The sequence below is a fragment of the Novosphingobium resinovorum genome, assembly GCF_036352595.1.
GTDB lineage: Bacteria > Pseudomonadota > Alphaproteobacteria > Sphingomonadales > Sphingomonadaceae > Novosphingobium > Novosphingobium resinovorum_B.
Genome location: NZ_JAZFAX010000009.1, coordinates 149,152 through 166,382, shown reverse-complemented (window position 1 = coordinate 166,382; position 17,231 = coordinate 149,152). Strand labels below are relative to the sequence as shown.

Annotated in this window: 11 protein-coding genes; 3 read left to right on the top strand and 8 right to left on the bottom strand. The window is 66.6% G+C overall.

The genetic code is table 11. The annotated features are described in order from the left end of the window. Positions 1–15 precede the first annotated feature (15 nt). From V2S85_RS11300 to V2S85_RS11290, 3 genes are all read right to left on the bottom strand, one after another. Positions 16–1,179 carry a fumarylacetoacetate hydrolase family protein gene (locus V2S85_RS11300; RefSeq protein WP_419198191.1) on the bottom strand — a complete coding sequence of 388 codons (1,164 nt, stop codon included), beginning with the start codon at positions 1,177–1,179 and terminating at the stop codon, positions 16–18. Between the two features lie 77 nt (positions 1,180–1,256). After that, a complete protein-coding gene (locus tag V2S85_RS11295) occupies positions 1,257–3,041 on the bottom strand; it encodes an IlvD/Edd family dehydratase (RefSeq protein WP_330702958.1) in 1,785 nt (594 codons plus the stop codon). Between the two features lie 33 nt (positions 3,042–3,074). Next, a complete protein-coding gene (locus V2S85_RS11290) occupies positions 3,075–4,646 on the bottom strand; it encodes an aldehyde dehydrogenase (NADP(+)) (protein ID WP_330702957.1) in 1,572 nt (523 codons plus the stop codon). 383 nt (positions 4,647–5,029) lie between these two features. On the opposite strand from V2S85_RS11290, the gene V2S85_RS11285 reads away from it, so the two are divergent. The 3 genes from V2S85_RS11285 to ppk2 all read left to right on the top strand — a co-directional run bounded on the left by V2S85_RS11285 (position 5,030) and on the right by ppk2 (position 10,069). Next, a complete protein-coding gene (locus tag V2S85_RS11285) occupies positions 5,030–7,300 on the top strand; it encodes a TonB-dependent receptor (RefSeq protein WP_330702956.1) in 2,271 nt (756 codons plus the stop codon). A gap of 23 nt (positions 7,301–7,323) precedes the next feature. Then, positions 7,324–8,940 carry an alkaline phosphatase D family protein gene (locus V2S85_RS11280; protein ID WP_330702955.1) on the top strand — a complete coding sequence of 539 codons (1,617 nt, stop codon included), beginning with the start codon at positions 7,324–7,326 and terminating at the stop codon, positions 8,938–8,940. A 214-nt stretch (positions 8,941–9,154) separates the two neighbouring features. After that, on the top strand, positions 9,155–10,069 hold the full coding sequence (ppk2, locus tag V2S85_RS11275) for a polyphosphate kinase 2 (protein WP_330702954.1): 915 nt from the start codon (positions 9,155–9,157) through the stop codon (positions 10,067–10,069). A gap of 13 nt (positions 10,070–10,082) precedes the next feature. Here the strand turns inward: ppk2 and V2S85_RS11270 are convergent, their stop codons facing one another. From V2S85_RS11270 to V2S85_RS11250, 5 genes are all read right to left on the bottom strand, one after another. Then, a complete protein-coding gene (locus tag V2S85_RS11270) occupies positions 10,083–10,991 on the bottom strand; it encodes a CorA family divalent cation transporter (protein WP_330702953.1) in 909 nt (302 codons plus the stop codon). A 101-nt stretch (positions 10,992–11,092) separates the two neighbouring features. Continuing rightward, on the bottom strand, positions 11,093–12,652 hold the full coding sequence (locus V2S85_RS11265) for an inorganic phosphate transporter (protein ID WP_330702977.1): 1,560 nt from the start codon (positions 12,650–12,652) through the stop codon (positions 11,093–11,095). Between the two features lie 163 nt (positions 12,653–12,815). Beyond that, positions 12,816–13,877: a tyrosine-protein phosphatase gene (locus tag V2S85_RS11260; RefSeq protein WP_330702952.1), complete on the bottom strand. Its 1,062-nt coding sequence runs from the start codon at positions 13,875–13,877 to the stop codon at positions 12,816–12,818. Positions 13,878–14,045: 168 nt separating this feature from the next. After that, positions 14,046–14,846: a hypothetical protein gene (locus tag V2S85_RS11255; protein WP_330702951.1), complete on the bottom strand. Its 801-nt coding sequence runs from the start codon at positions 14,844–14,846 to the stop codon at positions 14,046–14,048. Positions 14,847–14,912: 66 nt separating this feature from the next. Continuing rightward, complete coding sequence (locus V2S85_RS11250) at positions 14,913–17,198, bottom strand: TonB-dependent receptor (RefSeq protein ID WP_330702950.1); 2,286 nt, start codon at positions 17,196–17,198, stop codon at positions 14,913–14,915. Positions 17,199–17,231: the final 33 nt, after the last annotated feature.

Below are 17,231 nucleotides of genomic sequence, written 5' to 3'. Positions count from 1 at the left end.
CGAAGTCGGAAAGGTTCAGGCCAGCGCTTCGGTCTTGGCGCCGATCAGCCCGCGTGCGGCAAGGTTGCGGTAGAGCGCGGCGATGCCGGTTTCCCAGGCAGGCGCGTCACGCGATGTGGTCACGGTGTTGACCAGCGTGCCGAGCCGGTCGCTGGAGATCGCCACCACGTCGCCCACCTTGTGAGTGAAGCCGCGTCCGGGCGCGTCGCGGTCCTGCGTCGGCGCGAACAGCGTGCCCAGGAACAGCACGACGCCGTCCGGGTACTGGTGCTCGGAAAAGCACTGGCGCAGCAGGTCGAGCGGCGGGCGGCTGATTTCCGACATGCGGCTCTCGCCTTCGAGCAGGAAGCCTTCCGGCCCGTCGATCCGCAGCAGCACGCGCGCGTCCTCGACGTCGGCGATGGTGTACCCTTCGTCGAACAGGCGCACGAAGGGGCCGACTGAACAACTGGCGTTGTTGTCCTTGGCCTTGCCCAGCAGGAGCGCCGAGCGGCCCTCGAAGTCGCGCAAGTTGACGTCGTTGCCGAGCGTCGCGCCCACGGCCTTGCCGCGTGCGTCGGAAAGGATGACCACTTCCGGCTCGGGATTGTTCCAGCCCGAATCCGAACGCACGCCGATCGCCGCGCCCGAACCCACGGTGGAAAGCACCGGCGACTTGGTGAAGACTTCCGCATCCGGCCCGATCGCGACCTCGAGGTACTGCGACCACATGCCGTCCTCGATCAGCGCGGCCTTGAGCGCCGCCGCCTCGGGGCTGCCGGGCACGACCGAACGGATCGAGCCGCCGATGCGCTCCTCGAGCCCGCTGCGCACCGCCTGCGCCTTGTCGGCATCGCCGCGCGCGCGTTCCTCGATGACGCGTTCCAGCGCGGAGACGGCGAAGGTGACACCCGCCGCCTTGACGCACTGCAGGTCGATCGGGCTGAGCAGGGTGGCGCGCGCCAGAACCTCTTCCGCCGGACCGAGCGCGCGGCCCTGATTCGCGTCGAAGCTACCGGTGTCAACGAGATCGGCGACTGTGGCGGCGACCAGGCTCATGTCATAGGCCACGCCGCCGCTGAGCAGCACCGGCGTCGGGCCTTCGCCAAGATCGAGGCGGCCCAGGAACAGGCCCTCGCGCCAGTCGGCCGGAAGCATGTCCACGGGAAGGGGGGAAAGGATATCGGTCATGTCGGGCATCCGTTCTCGTTCTATGATGGGAGCGCTATCACGCTGGGTCGCAAAGTCAATCCGGACAGCGCCCGGCACGCTTTGCCTCAGTGGTTGTGGCGCGGCGTCCTTTCGGCGATGCGCTGGTACTTCACCGCCATGTCCATGACCGCGCCGTCGGCCATCTGGCCGGTCTTCTCGCGGAAGAGTTCCTCCCACGGGGTATGGCTCTGCGGCACGGGCGGCGGGGTGTCCTCGGCCTTGCGGCGGGCGATCTCGGCCGGGTCCACCAGCGCGTTGCAGGTGCCTGCGCGGATGTCGATGCGGATCATGTCGCCGGTGCGCAGCCACGAAAGACCGCCGCCCGCCGCGCTCTCGGGCGAGCAGTTGAGGATCGAGGGGCTGTCCGACGTGCCCGACTGGCGACCGTCGCCGAGCGTCGGCAGCCACTGTACGCCCGCCTTGATGAGCGCATCCGGCGGCTGCATGTTCACCACTTCGGCCGAGCCCGGCCAGCCCATCGGCCCGGCGCCGCGCATGACGAGGATGCAGTCGGCGTCGATCTCCAGCGAAGGATCGTTGATGCGGTGGTGGTAGTCGTCGCCGCCTTCGAACACCACGGCGCGGCCTTCGAACACGCCTTCGGAACCGGGGCGCGAGAGGTAGCGGTTCTGGAACTCCTCGGAGATCACCGAGGTCTTCATGATCCCGAAGTCGAACAGGTTGCCGGCAAGGACCAGGAAGCCCGCCTTTTCGCGTAGCGGCTCGGCGAAGGGGCGGATCACCTCGCGGTCGCGCGCTTCGCGGCCTTCGAGGTTGGCGGCAAGCGTCTCGCCGGTGACGGTGAGGCAGTCCTGTGCCAGCACGCCCGCCTGCTGCAGTTCCCACATGATCGAGGGCACGCCGCCCGCGCGGTGGAAGCGTTCGCCCAGGAACCGCCCGGCCGGCTGCATGTCGAGGATCAGCGGCAGGTCGTAGCCGTGCTCGGTCCAGTCCGAGGCGGTGAGTTCGACGCCCGCATGGCGCGCCATCGCCATGATGTGCGGCTGCGCGTTGCTCGACCCGCCAATCGCGCTGACGACGCGGATCGCGTTGAGGAAGCTGTCGCGCGTCAGGATATGCGAGGGGCGCAGGTCTTCGTGCGCCATCTCGACGATGCGGCGGCCGGTCTCGTAGGCATATTGCCCACGCTCGCGGTACGGCGCCGGGATCGCCGCGCAGCCGGGGAGCGAAAGGCCCAGCGCCTCGGCCACCGCGTTCATGGTGGAGGCGGTGCCCATCGTATTGCAGTGGCCCGCCGAGGGGGCGCTGTCGCAGGCGCGCTGGAGGAACTCCTCCTCGTCGATCTCACCGGCCGCCAGCTTGCGGCGGCTGCGCCAGATCACGGTGCCCGAGCCGACGAGGTCGCCCTCGTGCCAGCCGTCGAGCATCGGCCCGCCGGACAGGACGATCGCGGGGATGTCCACGGTGGAGGCGGCCATGACCTGCGAGGGCGTGGTCTTGTCGCAGCCGGTGGTCAGCACAACGGCATCGATGGGGTAGCCGTAGAGGATCTCGACCAGCCCCATATAGGCCAGGTTGCGATCGAGCGCTGCGGTCGGGCGGCGGCAGTTCTCGAAGATCGGATGGACCGGGAACTCCATCGCGATGCCCCCTGCGTCGCGGATGCCGTCGCGCACCCGCTTGGCGAGGTCGAGGTGGATGCGGTTGCAGGGCGACAGGTCGCTGCCCGATTGCGCGATGCCGATGATCGGCCGCCCCGAGCGCAATTCCGCCGGCGTGATGCCGTAGTTCATGAAGCGCTCCAGATAGAGCGCGACCATGTCCGAGCGTGCCGGATCGGCGAACCAGTCCTGAGAGCGGAAACGGCGCTGGTGCGGCGTCTTGGTCATCTTGTGTACCCTTTGGGTGCCGTTGAGTGCCGTTCAGGCGAGCTTGAGAATGCCGTCGATGCGGCGCGGGGCGTTCCAGGGGTTGCCGTCGCGAAGACCCTCGGGAAGCAGGGCGGAGGGCATGTTCTGGTAGCACACCGGGCGCAGGAACCGCTCGATCGCCGAGGCGCCGACCGAAGTGGTGCGCCCGTCCGAAGTCGAGGGGAACGGCCCGCCGTGGACCATTGCGTGGCAGACTTCCACGCCCGTCGGCCAGCCGTTGACGAGGATACGACCGACCTTGCGTTCCAGCACCGGCAGCAGCTTCGCGACTTCGGGTTCGTCCTCGGCGTCGAGGATCAGGGTGGCGGTAAGCTGGCCTTCCAGCGCGGCGATGACCTTGAGCGCCTCGGCCATGTCGGTGACGGTGATGACGAGCGAGGAGGAGCCGAACACTTCCGCGCCCAGCGCCGGATCGGCAAGGAAATCGGCCGCCGTGGTACGGAACAGCGCGCCCTGCGCCTGGTACGGCCCGGTCGGCTCGACGCCGCGGGCGAGGGTGGTGACGGCGCCGTGGCCCGCCAGCGCGCTGACGCCCTCGACATAGGCCGAGTGGATGCCCGGCGTCAGCATGTCCTGCGCCGCGCTGCCGCCCATCGCCGCCGAGGCCGAGGCGAGGAAGGTATCGAGATCAGGCCCGTCGATGGCGATGACAAGGCCCGGGTTGGTGCAGAACTGCCCAGCGCCCATCGTCAGCGAGCCGACGAAAGCCGCGCCCAGCGCTTCGGCGCGCGCGGCGAGAGCAGCGGGGAACAGCACGACGGGGTTGATCGAACTCATCTCGGCATAGACCGGGATCGGCTCGGGCCGGGCGGCGGCGGTGCGCATCAGCGCCATGCCGCCGGGGCGCGAACCGGTGAAGCCGACCGCCTTGACGCGGTGGTCGGCGACGAGCGCGGTGCCCGCCTCACGCGTGGCGGGGAGGTACGAGAACACGCCCTCGGGCAGATGGCACAGCGCCACCGCGCGCTGGATCGCGCGGGCGACCAGTTCGCCGGTCCCGGGATGGGCGGAGTGGCCCTTGACGATCACCGGGCAACCCGCCGCGAAGGCCGAGGCGGTGTCCCCGCCCGCGACCGAGAAGGCGAGCGGGAAGTTGCTTGCTCCGAACACCACGACCGGGCCGAGCGCGACCTTGCGCATGCGCAGGTCCGGGCGCGGCAGCGGCGCGCGCTCGGGCAGGGCAGGGTCGATGGTCAGGCCCGCCCAGCTGCCTTCGCGCAGCACTTGCGCGAAAAGGCGCAGCTGGCCGGTGGTGCGGCCGCGTTCGCCTTCGAGACGGGCGCGGGGAAGGCCGGTCTCGGCCATGGCGCGCTCGATCAGGATGTCGCCGATCGCCACGATCTCGTCGGCGATGGTTTCGAGGAAGACCGCGCGGGTTTCCGGCTCCAGTTCGGCGAAGGGGATCGCGGCATCATCGGCCAGCGCACAGGCGCGCTCGACTTCCGGCAGACCCGCAGTGGTGAAGCGCGGTTCCAGTGCCTCGCCCGTCGCGGCGGCGACGGCGGCGTAGCCCGCGTCCGTGTGGGTTTCCTCGCGGCCGATGAGTATGGCTCCGGTAATCATGTACACATCCTCTCGAACATGGGCCTCGGCCCACTGATTTTTGCGCGTGAATGCATCGCCTGCTCATGCGAGCCGAATCAGCCTTCTGCGAGGCCGAGCGGCATCCAACGGCGATCACTCTCCAGAATGATAGCGCTATCTTTTGCTAATATGGTTGTCAATCGGCTTGTTTGCGATCGCCGTATCTTGACGGCCGGCTGCGGATATCGGCCGGGCAGATATCCGCAGCGCTTGTCTCGATCGCTCGCTGTTGGATCCAATCCACCCGCTTTGGTGCGCCGTCCTCGCCACCTGCCAGCGGGCAATCATGCACAGTCGCCACAAAACCTTCACCGCAGGAAGATAGGCCCTGCCCCGTTCGCAGGCACGCAGGGGAATTTTCCATGAAATTCGGGATTTATGCATCTTCGCTACTCGCCGGTACGGCAGTGGCCGCAGTGCCGGCGATTGCCCTGGCGGATGAAGCCGATGCGGACAGCAACCAGATCGTGGTGACCACCCAGAAGGTGGAACAGCGCGCGGTCGATGTGCCGATCACCCTCTCGGTCGCGAGTGGCGAGCGGATGCGCGACCTCGGCGTGACCGACATCGGCGAATTGTCGGCTTACGTGCCAGGCCTCAATGTCCAGGTGCAGAGTGCCAACAACCCCGGCTTCGTGATCCGCGGCATCACTTCGGACAGCGGCTCGGCCCAGCAGGGACCGCGCGTAACGCTCTACTACAACGGCATCGACATCTCGCGTTCGCGCGGCGCCTATCAGGGTGTCTACGACCTTGATCGCGTCGAAGTCGCCAAGGGGCCGCAGGCAACCCTGTTCGGCACCGCCGCGACGATCGGCGCGATCAGCTTCGTTTCCGCCAGGCCCGAGGCAGGTACTTCGGCTGCGCTGACCGGCGCCTACGGCAACCTCGACGCCCGGCGCATCGAGGGCTTCGTGAACATGGGCAACGACGTCATCGCCGCACGCATCGCCGGGCAGTGGAAAAAGCGCGACGGCTATATCGAGAACCTCGCGCCCGGTCAGGACGACCTTTACGCGCAGGATCAGCTGGGCCTGCGCGGCTCGCTGCGCTTCACGCCGACCACCGATTTCACCGCCGACTTCGTGTTCACTTACGATCGCCAGCGCAATTCGGGCACGCCGTTCCTGTCGAAGAGCCTGGGCTCGACTTCGGTGGACGGCCTTTACGATGCCGCCTACCTCGGCGGCTCGCCGCTCTCCGGCGAACTGCTCGGCTCCGACAAGCTGGGCCTCGACCGTGACGTCTACGATGCCAACCTGACGCTGAGCTGGGATTTCGCGGATGGCTGGAACTTCACCACCGTCAACGGCTATCGCAACTTCGACGCGCTCGAGGTGTTCGACGCCGACGGTTCGGCCGCCTGGTTCCTCGAATTCGCAGAGCATGCCAAGGGCTGGCAGGCCAGCCACGAGGGCCGCTTCACGTACAGCGATCCCAAGTGGCGCGCCTCGTTCGGATGGAACTACTTCGTCGAGGACTCGTCGCAGTACGTGCCGTTCTCGACCGAGTTGGGCACGTTCCTGCAGTGCTATGCCAACGTCATCCCCGGCCTCGGCTGCGTTGCCGACGACAACAGCGTGCCTGCCTCGGCCACGGCCGGGCTGGTCACCGGGGGACTGCTGACGCAAGTGCCGTACAGCAGCTGGACGAAGAACTACGGCCGCAACCAGACCTGGTCGATGTTCGGCGACGTGTCGTGGACCCCGGTGGAGCAGCTCGAACTGACCGCGGGCGCGCGCGTGCTGATCGAGAAGCGCCGCTCCGGCTTCGCCTCCAACGAGCCGGTGGCGCCGATCTATGGGGCAATCCTGCTGCCCTACCCGGACACCGCCGGAGAGATCGTCTACGCCCGTCGCTCCTACGCGGCGGTGCTGCCGCGCTTCAACGCGCTCTATCGCGTGGCGCCGAACATCAACCTCTACGCCACCATATCCAAGGGCCGCCGCTCACCGGTGGTGCAGTTGCCCAATGCGGCCAGCACCGTCGCCTATGCCGATGAGATCGCTTCGGAAACGGTGTGGAACTTCGAGGGCGGGATCAAGGGGTCGGCGGGCATCTTCTCGGGCTCGCTGGGCGTCTATTACGACAAGTACGACAACTTCCAGGTCTCGGTCATCGAGGACGGCCGCACGGTTACCCGCAGCGCGGGTTCGGCCAGCAACATCGGCGTCGAGGCCGAACTGGACGCGCGCTTCACCTCCTGGCTCGGCGCGTTCGGCAACCTGGGCTTCATCAGCGGCGGCATCGACGACAAGGCCTCGAACGGCGTCTATGCCGGTGACAAGTTCCGCCTCCAGCCCAGGTGGCAGTGGTCGGCAGGCTTCAACCTGAACGCGCCGCTCAACGATAGCACCAGCGTATTCCTGACCCCCAGCGTCACCTACCGGAGCAAGATCTACTTCGAGATCCCGAACAGCGAGGCGATCAGCCAGAATCCGGTCACTCTCGTCAACCTGCGCGGCGGCGTATCGCTGATGCGGGGCAAGTTCCAGGTCGCCGGTTATGCCCGCAACCTGACCGACAAGAAGTACCTGCTCGATGCGGGCAACACCGGCGGCTCGTTCGGCTATCCGACCTTCATCCCCGCCGAACCGCGCACGTACGGCATCGAATTGACCGCTCGCTACTGAACCCTCACGGACAGGACAGACCCATGACTCTCGTTCTCGACCGCCGCCTGCTGCTTGCGGCAGGCACTTTCGGCCTTGCCGCGCTTTCGACGCCCGGCATCGCCCAGATCCTGACCGCGCGCGGTTTCACGCACGGCGTCGCCAGTGGCGAGCCGGCCGCCGGTTCGGTGCTGCTGTGGACCCGCTACGTCGGCAGCGGCGAGACCACGCTGCGCTGCGAGGTGGCCGAGGACACGGCCTTCGCCAAAGTCATGGGCGGCGGCGAGGTCGTGGCCTCTCCCGCGCATGACTGCTGCGCCAAGCTGACCGTCACCGGTCTCGCTCCCGGCAAGTGGTACTTCTACCGCTTCATCGCGCCTGATGGCACCAAGAGCGAGGTCGGCCGCACCCGGACGCTGCCGGTGGGCGACGTCAGCCGCTTCGGCATCGCGCTGTTTTCATGCGCCAACCTGCCGTTCGGCTGGTTCAACGCCTATGCCCACGCCGCCCGGCGCGACGATCTCGACCTGATCGTCCATGTCGGCGACTATTTCTACGAGTACGACTACGGCCATTACCCGGACAAGCCGATGCCGGGCCGCCCGATCGAGCCGCTGAACGAGACGGTGACGCTGGCCGACTATCGCCTGCGCCTCGCGAGTTACCGCTTGGACCCCGACTTGCGCGCGCTGCATCGCAACTTTCCGATGGTCGCGCAGTGGGACGATCACGAGAGTGCCAACGATTCCTATGAAAACGGCGCGGAAAACCACTCGCCGGACAAGGAAGGCCCGTGGTCGGTGCGCAAGGCTGCTTCGCAGAAGGCCTACCGCGAATGGATGCCGGTTTCCGACGAGCCCTACGAAAGCTACCAGATCGGTTCGCTGGCGACGCTTTTCCGCCCCGAAACCCGCCTGACGGGCCGCAGCCAGCAACTCGATCTCGGCGCTGCGATCAAGGGGCAGGGTGACGTGATGAAGGCGCTCGCCGCCTTCCGCGACGGGCCGTGGATGGCGGCTGAGCGCACGCTCATGGGCACTGCGCAGGAACGGCGGCTCTACAAGGACATGGCGGCCTCGGCGAAAGCCGGCACCCGCTGGCAGGTGCTGGCGCAGCAGGTGGTCATGGGCTCGCTCAAGGCGCCGCCGGAGATCGCGCAACTGGCCACCAGCGGCGGTGATCCCGCGGTCGCGGCGGCGCTGATGGCGATCGCTGCGGCATCGAAGGCAGGCCTGCCGTTCAATATGGATTCGTGGGACGGCTACCCCGCCGCGCGCGATCGCCTGCTGCGCGCCGCCGCCGATGCGAACTGCAATCTCGTCGTCCTCTCGGGCGACAGCCACAATGCCTGGGGTAACAACCTGAGGTTCGACGGCAGCGCGGTGGGCGTCGAATACGCGGGTCACTCGGTTACTTCGCCAGGCTACGAGGATTATCTGCCCGCCGTGCCTCCCGCCGATCTCGGCAAGGCGATGCAGGCCGCCAATCCCGGCCTTTCGTTCGTGGATACGAGCCGTCGCGGCTATGTCTCGATGCAGGTCAGGCCCGATGCGGTGCAGGGCGAATGGCACTTCATGCCGACCATCACCGAGCACACCATCGCCGGCGCGACCAGTGAAACACGCTCCGTGAAGTGGGGCGAGCGACGCTTCACGGCGTGACGCAAGCCTTGCCATTGCGCGTCGATGCGGTGAGCAAGAGCAGGGGGCGTTTCCGGTCAGGGTGGCCGGAGACGCCCCTTCGTCTGTCGCTTTCGGGCGCCGACCTTCGTTCCCGGCCTGGGGTATTGTCCGAAGATAGCTGCCGTCCACATCGGTCACGCCGGTGTCATCGGTGTCCTGCAGGTTCGGCGGTGTTTCAGAAGGGAATTATGCCATGTCGCTGACGGATTCATTCGAGATGGACCGGATCAAGGACGAGATCGCCGACAGCTTCGACGAGGAGCTGGAAATGGAGATCGACGAAAGCCGCCTCGAAGCGCTCCTGGGCGACATGGCGGATCATCCGGACCGCGCGCAAATCGAGCGGCGGACCTATTTTCGGGAGCTTTTCCGCCTGCAGCACGAACTGGTGCGCCTGCAGGAGTGGGTTCAGCACAAGGGGCTGAAGGTCGTCGTCGTCTTCGAAGGGCGCGATTCGGCGGGCAAGGGCGGTGCCATCAAGCGCATCACCCAGCGGCTCAATCCGCGCGTCTGCCGCGTGGCGGCGTTGCCGGCTCCCAACGAGCGTGAGCGCACGCAGTGGTATTTCCAGCGCTACGTCCAGCATTTGCCCGGCGCCGGGGAGATCGTGCTGTTCGACCGCAGCTGGTACAACCGCGCCGGCGTGGAACGGGTGATGGGTTTCTGCACCGAGGAGGAAGTGGAAGAGTTCTTCCGGTCGGTGCCGGAATTCGAACGCATGCTGGTGCGCTCGGGTATCATCCTGTTGAAGTACTGGTTCTCGATCACCGACGACGAGCAGCAGTTTCGCTTCAACATGCGCATCCACGATCCGCTCAAGCAGTGGAAGCTCTCGCCGATGGACGTCGAATCGCGCCGCCGCTGGGAGGACTATACCCGCGCCAAGGAAGCGATGCTGGAGCGTACGCATATTCCCGAGGCGCCGTGGTGGGTGGTCGAGGCGGTCGACAAGAAGCGTGCGCGTCTCAATTGCATCGCGCACCTGCTGGAGCAGATTCCCTATGAGGACGTGCCCCGCGCGGCCGTCGTCCTCCCAGATCGCGTGCGCAATTCCGATTATATCCGCCACCCGGTGCCGCCCGAGATGATCGTGCCGCAGGTGTTCTGAAAGGTGTTTGCGGCTAGCGGAAGAAACCCTTGGAGCGCAGGAACAGGTAGGTCGCGAGCGCCGTACCGCCGGCTACCAGCGTGGCGGCCAGCGTTCCATGCCCGCCGGTGAAGGGCAGGCCGCCGGTGTTCATCCCGAACAGGCCCGTCACCAGCGTGGCGGGCAGCATGAGCGCGGTCATCACCGAAAGCAGGTAGAGGTTCTGGTTGGTGCGCTGGTCCTGTTGCAGGTCCAGTTCGTCGCGGAGCAGGCGTAACTGTCCCTGCACCGCCAGCGCGTCGGCATCGAGGCCCTGCATGCGCTGGGACAGTTTCTCGACGGTGGCGTGCAGGTTTTCGGGCAGGTCGTCATCCTGCTCCAGACGGCGGAACACACGCTGCGTGCCGTCGAGCATGCGGTGGATCTGCGCGAGCCGCCGGCGGATGCCCAGCAACTGCTGGCTGGTCGGCGGTCGGTGGCCTTCGAGGAAGGTATCCTCGGCCGTCTGGACTTCCACCGAGAGGCGGCGGATCACCACGTCGATGTTCTGGCTGAGGCCGCCCGCCAGCAGGTCCAGCGCGCTGGCGGGTCCGACGATGCGTACCCCGCCCTCGATCCGCTGGCGCACGATATCGGCCGAGCCCAGCGGATGCCGCCGCGCGGTGATTATCAGGTCCGGCATGACCATGACCCGCAGCGCCCCCACGCGGGCCGTGTCGCCGACGTCGAAATCGCGTTCGAGGTCGTGCAGGATGCAGCACACCGCATCGCCGTCCACCAGCGCGCGCTGGTGGGAATCCGGCGAAAGCAGCAGTTCGCGCGTAGCTGGCGAGAGCAGGGCCGCGTGCTCGATCCAGGTGCGGGTGCCCTGGTCGGCGAGGTTGAGGTGCAGCCAGCGAAACACGCCGCGATCGGCGCTGTCGCACGAGGCGACTTCGCGCATGCCGTCAACGGCGAAGTCCAGGCCCCATATGAGGCCTGGACCGGCATTGAAGTCAGGCGCGCTCCCCGCGGATCGGGAAGCGCCGGGCAAGGCGCCGTCCATCAGAATACCATCGAGAATACCGCGTAGAGGCCGCCCGCCAGCAGGATCGAGCAGGGCAACGTCAAGACCCAGGCCATCAGCAGGTTGCGCACGGTGCTCATCTGCAGGCCGGACCGGTTGGCGGCCATCGTCCCCGCGACGCCCGAGGACAGTACGTGCGTGGTCGATACCGGCAGGCCGAGGTGGTCGGCCGCGAAGATCGTACCCATCGCCACCAGTTCGGCCGAGGCGCCCTGCGCGTACGTGAGGTGTGACTTGCCGATCTTTTCGCCCACCGTCACGACGATGCGCTTCCAGCCCACCATCGTTCCGAGGCCCAGAGCGAAGGCCACCGCCACCTTGACCCAGGTGGGGATGAAGCGGGTGCCCGCATCGAGCGATTTCTTGAAGCCGTTCACCGCCTCGATCCGCGTATCGTCGAGGTTCGCCGCTTCGTCCTTGGCCAGGCGCTTGATGCCCTCGGAGGCGAGGTACATGTCGTTGCGCACGTTCTCGGTCGCGGCGGCGGGTACTTTTGCGAGCGAGCCGTATTCGACGACCTGGCGGTCGATGTCCTTCACCAGCACCGCGAGGGCGGGCGCGGTCTCGGGCTTGTAGGCCTTGTCGGCGATGTAGGCGGTGACGGCGCGGCGCGCGTCCGCAGGGCGCATGGTCGGCACAGTGCCGTTGCTCAGCGCGGCATAGGCCTTGTCGGCGCCGACATGGAATTCCTGCGTGTAGCTTTCCGGCACGGCGCGGTTCAGCGCATAAGCGGTGGGCACGGTGCCGATCAGGATCAGCATGATGAGGCCCATGCCCTTCTGTCCGTCGTTCGAGCCGTGGGCGAAGCTGACGCCGGTGCAGGTGAAGATCAGCAGCGCGCGAATCCACAGCGGCGGCGGGGTATCGCCCTTGGGCTCCTGGTAGAGTGCCTCGTTGCGGACCAGCACTTTCATGGCCAGGAACAGCAGCGCGGCAAGCCCGAAGCCGACCAGCGGCGAGACCAGCAGCGCCTGGCCGATCTCGGTCGCCTTGCTCCAGTCCACGCCTGCGGTGCCGCTCTTGCCGTGCAGCATCGCGTTGGCGATGCCGACGCCGATGATCGAGCCGATCAGCGTGTGCGAGCTGGACGAGGGAATGCCCAGCCACCAGGTGGCGAGGTTCCACATGATCGCCGCGATCAGCAGGGCGAAGACCATCGCGAAGCCTGCGCTGGAGCCGACCTGCAGGATCAGTTCCACCGGCAGCAGCGAGACGATCCCGAAAGCCACCGCGCCGGTGGAGAGCAGGACGCCCAGGAAGTTGAAGAACCCCGACCACACCACCGCGACATTGGCCGGCATGGCATTGGTGTAGATCACCGTGGCCACGGCATTGGCGGTATCGTGGAACCCGTTCACGAACTCGAAGCCGAGTGCGATGAGCAGCGCGACGAAGAGCAGCAGGAACGGGAGCAGCGCGATGGCGCCCATGCCCGAGGCGCTGGCATCGGCATAGACGCTGTAGGCGACATAGCCGATCGCCGCCAGGATCGCCGCGCCGAAGCCCAGCTGTCCGGCGATTCCCAGGCCTTTTTCCATATCAGGCCGGGCGTAGTCGCCAGCCGTGGCAGTTGCGTTCACGGAGCTATCTCCTAGCAGGATAGCTATCCGGTTAGGATCTCTCCATGACACCGTTGTTGCAGTGGCCCGGGCCGGAGGGACTTCTCCGTCCCGGGCCTCTCGTGAAACACCCGCGCGGTCTTCAGTCGAGCATCGTCTTGCGCAGCTTCGCGAAGTCCGCATCGGTGAAGCCGAGCGTGCGCAGGTAGGCTTCCGAACCGCCGTACTCCTTGTCGAGGTAGGTGAAGAACTGCGCCAGATGCGAGGCACCGGACGGCGTATAGAGCGGCTCCGCCTTGCGCGGCTTGCCGTCCTCGCCCGCGACGTAATACTTCAGGATCGGGTTGTTCGGATAGTCCTTGGGATCGACCTTGGGCATCTCGAACTGCGTGCGGCGCAGCTCGGTGGAGAGGTGGTAGTCCTTCAGGATCGTCTCGCGATCGACGCCGAGCACGTCGTAGAGCAGCGCCGTCGCCATGCCGGTGCGGTCCTGCCCGGCCGAGCAATGGTAGACTACCGCGCCCTCGTCCGCGATCAGGCGGCGAAACAGCGAGCGGAACTGCGGCGCCAGCATCTTTTCCATGCCGGCATACATGTTCTCGCCGCCGCCCTGGCCCATCTTCGCCATCAGCGGCTTCAGCGAATAGTCGTTGGCGATGAACAGCGCCCCCAGCTTGTCGTCGAGCTGGTCCGGCGCGACCTCGCGCTCCTCGATCGAGCGCAAGTCGACGACGTTGCCGATGCCTAACTGGCCGAGGAGTGCATAGTCCGCATCGGTCAGCAGCGGCATCGCGCCCGAGCGGAACGCCTTGTCCCACTTCACCGTATGCCCGTCCTTGGTGACGTAGCCGCCGACGTCGCGGAAGTTGCTGCCCTGCTGCAGCGGCAGCGCGCGCTCGGCGACGACGGTACGGCCCTTGCCGCCTTTCCCTTCGAGGATCACGTAGCGCCGGTCCGTCGCCGCGATCGGCAGCTTGAGCGTCGCATCCTCGCTGGCGGTTGCAAAGCGCCGGTCGCCCTTGTCGAGCACGGTGTCGGCGCTGATCCACACCGTCATCGGGCCAGATTGTACACCTGTATCGTCGCGCCTCAGTTCCACGGTCGAGGCATCGAGGCGGGTCAGCGTCGCCAGTTCCCGGGCCATGGCGGGCGATCCCATCAGCGCCAGCGCGGTCATCAAGGCAGTCGCGGTGATCTTTCGCATTGTCATTCTCCCGGTCAGTAGCTGAAGCAGATGGTTCGATCCGTTTCCACAAGCTGAGTTCGGCCGCGACGTTCCCTGCAGGCAGTCAGCGAGGGTGGCGATCGCACCAGGATTTTCGGAAAGGCATGATCGAGGCGCCCGCGGTTGATGGGGAGGGCGCCTCGCCGCTTAGCGTGATAGCTCGGCGATGACCCGATTGCGCGTCATCGAGAGCTGCGCGATCAGGTCGCTTAGCAAATAGGCGTCGCGGCGGCGGGTCCAGGGCTGGGCGGACTGGGGGTCGTACTGTACGGGCAATGGCACCTCGCGCGCGGCGGCAGCGGCCATTCCATTGGCCTGTGAGACGAGCACGCAGCGTTTCACATGGTCGCGGTGGCCGACGACCGCGACCTTGCCCAGCGCCTGTGCCGAACCGGCATGAGCCACCACCGCCTTGGCGACACCGTCGGTGCTGAGGTAGATCGTCTTGCCGTCGGGGCCCTTGGCCGGGTGGATCGGGACGACATCTTTCATGCCGTGCTGCTCGGCCAGGACTTGCGCGATTTCCCACTGGGCATAGACGCGTACATGGCGCAAGGCGGCAATGGCCTGCGCCGCCTGTGCCAGCAAGGTGTTGACCGGCCCTGGCTCCGGCGTCTCCGCGCCGTCCGAGAGGCCGGTGTCGGGATCGACCTTGCCGGTCGCCGAACGATAGCCGAAGCTGTAGGCGACGACGCTGTCCGCATCGCGGGCCGGAAACGTCGGATAGTCCCAGCGAAAGCCTGCCTCGGTGATGTGCGATGCCAGCAGGCGCGCGACGGTCGGGTCGCCGAGTTCGCCTGCGAGCGTCTTCACCATCATCCGTTCGAGGGCGCCGACATTGCTGCCGGATCCACCCATCGCCGCGGCCAGCGCGGAGGGTGCGAAAGCGGACTGCGCAGCCAGCAGGCCCGTCGGGGCACCGACGAGTAATGCGCGGCGAGTGGTCATGGAATATCTCCGGGATCGCAAATAGGCGGCAGGCCGGGCCGGACGTCCGACCCGGCCTGCCTGCGTTCAGAAGTTGACGTTGACGAAGCCGCCGACGGTGCGGCGCGCGTTGGGCGAGATGTAGTGCAGGAGCCCCAGCGCGCCGTATTGCTGCCAGCCGGTCGAGAAGTACTTGTCGAACAGGTTGCGTGCGTAGACGCCGATCTCGACCGGACGATGGGGCAGGGTCACGCTGAGGCGGCCGTTGACGAGACCGTACCCAGGCACATGCGAGTAGTCCGGCTGGCCTACGACGGTCCAGTACTCGCTGCGATAGGCATAGTCGGCATGGGCCTTGAAGCCGAGCCCCGAGTCGAACTCATGATCGTAATCGATCGCCGCTGTACCTGACCATTCCGGCGAGTTCGTGAGGCGCGAACCGGTGTAGTTGGTCGTGGCGTTGTAGACGTAGCTGGTGAACTTGGCATCGGTGTAGGTCAGCGCACCCGACAATTGCAGGCCGCGCATGGGCTGCACCACCAGGCTGCCCTCGATGCCCTGCGTGCGCAGGCCGCCCGCATTGCCGATCACCGTTGCATTGATGGTGCCCCCGGCGCCGTCCGGGATCTGGGTCAGGATCGTCGCCTGGAAATCCTTGAAGTCCGAACGGAACGCGTCGAGATTGAAGCGCAGGCGCCGGCCGAACCATTCCGACTTGATGCCTGCCTCCCAGGCCTTGACCGTCTCGTCCTCATAAGGGGCGTACTTGTTGCCGACGAAGGCGATGCCTGCCGGCTTGTAGCCGGTGGAATAGGTCGCATAGACCATGACGTTGTCGGCCAGCTGATAGGTCGGTGCGATGCGGAACGAGAAGTTGTTCCCCTTGACCCGGCCGAAATCGTAGGCAGGCGCGGCGCTCGAGGCGGTGAAGCCGGGCGTGTATCCGGCGATCGGTTCCGGATCGATGTAGACATAGTCGATGCTCTGGGAATTGTTGTCATGCGTGAAGCGGCCGCCGAGCGTGAGGGCGAGGCGCGGGGTGAAGTTGAACTTGAGCTGCCCGAATGCCGCCATGGTTTCGTTCACGGAATCGAACAGGGAGGCATTGCCGTCCTCGCCGATCGCGCCGGTCAGCGCGATCAGGGTCGGCAGCGGCGTGCCGGTGGAGTCGTAAAGCGGCTGCCCGCCGGTGGACCACTGCAACTGCGTCTGGCGCGCGTGCAGGCGATTGTAGAACGCGCCGACGAGGTACTCCACGAAGCCGCCGGTCGGCGAGGCGAGGTGGATTTCCTGGCTGAACTTGTCGGTGTCCAGTTGGCCCAGGTTGAACGGGATGTAGGCGTAGCGATCGTAGGGCGTGAGGCTTGCGGGGGTCCAGTTGTCATAGCGCGTGGCGCGATAGGCGGTGATCGAGGTCAGGTCGTGATCGCCGAGCTTGGCATTGGCGCGCAGCGAGGTGCCCCATTCCTCGGTCACGATCTGGCCGAACGAGGAGTCTGCCGTGTCTGCGCTCTTGGGGCCGGGGTATACGCCCAGTTCGTTGAGGATCGCGGTGACCTCTGCCGATTGACCCGAGACCGGCGTACGCACGCTGCTGTCCCAGTGATAGGCGTAGTCGCCCGAAAGCGTCAGGTTGAAGCCATCCGAGGGTTCGAGATAGAGCCTGGCGCGGCCGCCGTACTCATGCTGGGAACCGACCTTGCGGTTCAGCGTCACGTTGCGACCGAAGCCGTCGAACGCCTGGTCGAAGCCGGACACGCGCAAGGCTGCGATCGGACCCAGCGGCACGTTGGCCGTGGCATTGAGGATGCGCTCGTCATGCTCGCCGAAGCTGGCGCTGGCACGCAGCGACCATTCGTCGAGCTTGGGCCTGGTGGTGGAGACTGCGATCACGCCCGACGTGGCATTCTTCCCGAACAGCGTCCCTTGCGGGCCCATCAGCACATCGACCCGATCGATATCGACAAGCCCGGTCAGGCCGTTGGCGCGCTGGCCGTCCATCACCACGTCGTCGACGACGACGCTGACCGACTTGGCATTGGAAAAGTCGAAGGAGGTGCTGCCCACGCCGCGGATCTGGAATGCAGCGCCCTGGGTGGGATCGTACTGCACGCCCGGCATCGTGTACTGCAGGTCGGTGACCGAGGTGTAGCCGGTCCTGGCCAGCGTCTCGCCATCGATCGACTGGATCGCCAGCGGCACCTTCTGGCTGCTTTCCGCGCGGCGCTCTGCCGTCACGGTGATTTCGGGAAGCGCGTCGTCCGCGGCGCGGGCTTCCTCGGCCTGCGCCGCGAATGCCCAGCAGGGCGCGATCGCCCCAGCCAGAATGGTCGAGACAAGGTGAAGGGTACGCTTGCGATGGAAAGCAGACATGGGAGGGCTCCGTCCTGGTGACCGGGGGTCTTC

Coding starts and splice junctions, on each gene's coding strand:
- V2S85_RS11300 (WP_419198191.1), bottom strand. CDS start 1,179: ATGCCCGACATGACCGATATCCTTTCCCCCCTTCCCGTGGACATGCTT.
- V2S85_RS11295 (WP_330702958.1), bottom strand. CDS start 3,041: ATGACCAAGACGCCGCACCAGCGCCGTTTCCGCTCTCAGGACTGGTTC.
- V2S85_RS11290 (WP_330702957.1), bottom strand. CDS start 4,646: ATGATTACCGGAGCCATACTCATCGGCCGCGAGGAAACCCACACGGAC.
- V2S85_RS11285 (WP_330702956.1), top strand. CDS start 5,030: ATGAAATTCGGGATTTATGCATCTTCGCTACTCGCCGGTACGGCAGTG.
- V2S85_RS11280 (WP_330702955.1), top strand. CDS start 7,324: ATGACTCTCGTTCTCGACCGCCGCCTGCTGCTTGCGGCAGGCACTTTC.
- ppk2 (WP_330702954.1), top strand. CDS start 9,155: ATGTCGCTGACGGATTCATTCGAGATGGACCGGATCAAGGACGAGATC.
- V2S85_RS11270 (WP_330702953.1), bottom strand. CDS start 10,991: ATGCGCGAAGTCGCCTCGTGCGACAGCGCCGATCGCGGCGTGTTTCGC.
- V2S85_RS11265 (WP_330702977.1), bottom strand. CDS start 12,652: ATGGAAAAAGGCCTGGGAATCGCCGGACAGCTGGGCTTCGGCGCGGCG.
- V2S85_RS11260 (WP_330702952.1), bottom strand. CDS start 13,877: ATGCGAAAGATCACCGCGACTGCCTTGATGACCGCGCTGGCGCTGATG.
- V2S85_RS11255 (WP_330702951.1), bottom strand. CDS start 14,846: ATGACCACTCGCCGCGCATTACTCGTCGGTGCCCCGACGGGCCTGCTG.
- V2S85_RS11250 (WP_330702950.1), bottom strand. CDS start 17,198: ATGTCTGCTTTCCATCGCAAGCGTACCCTTCACCTTGTCTCGACCATT.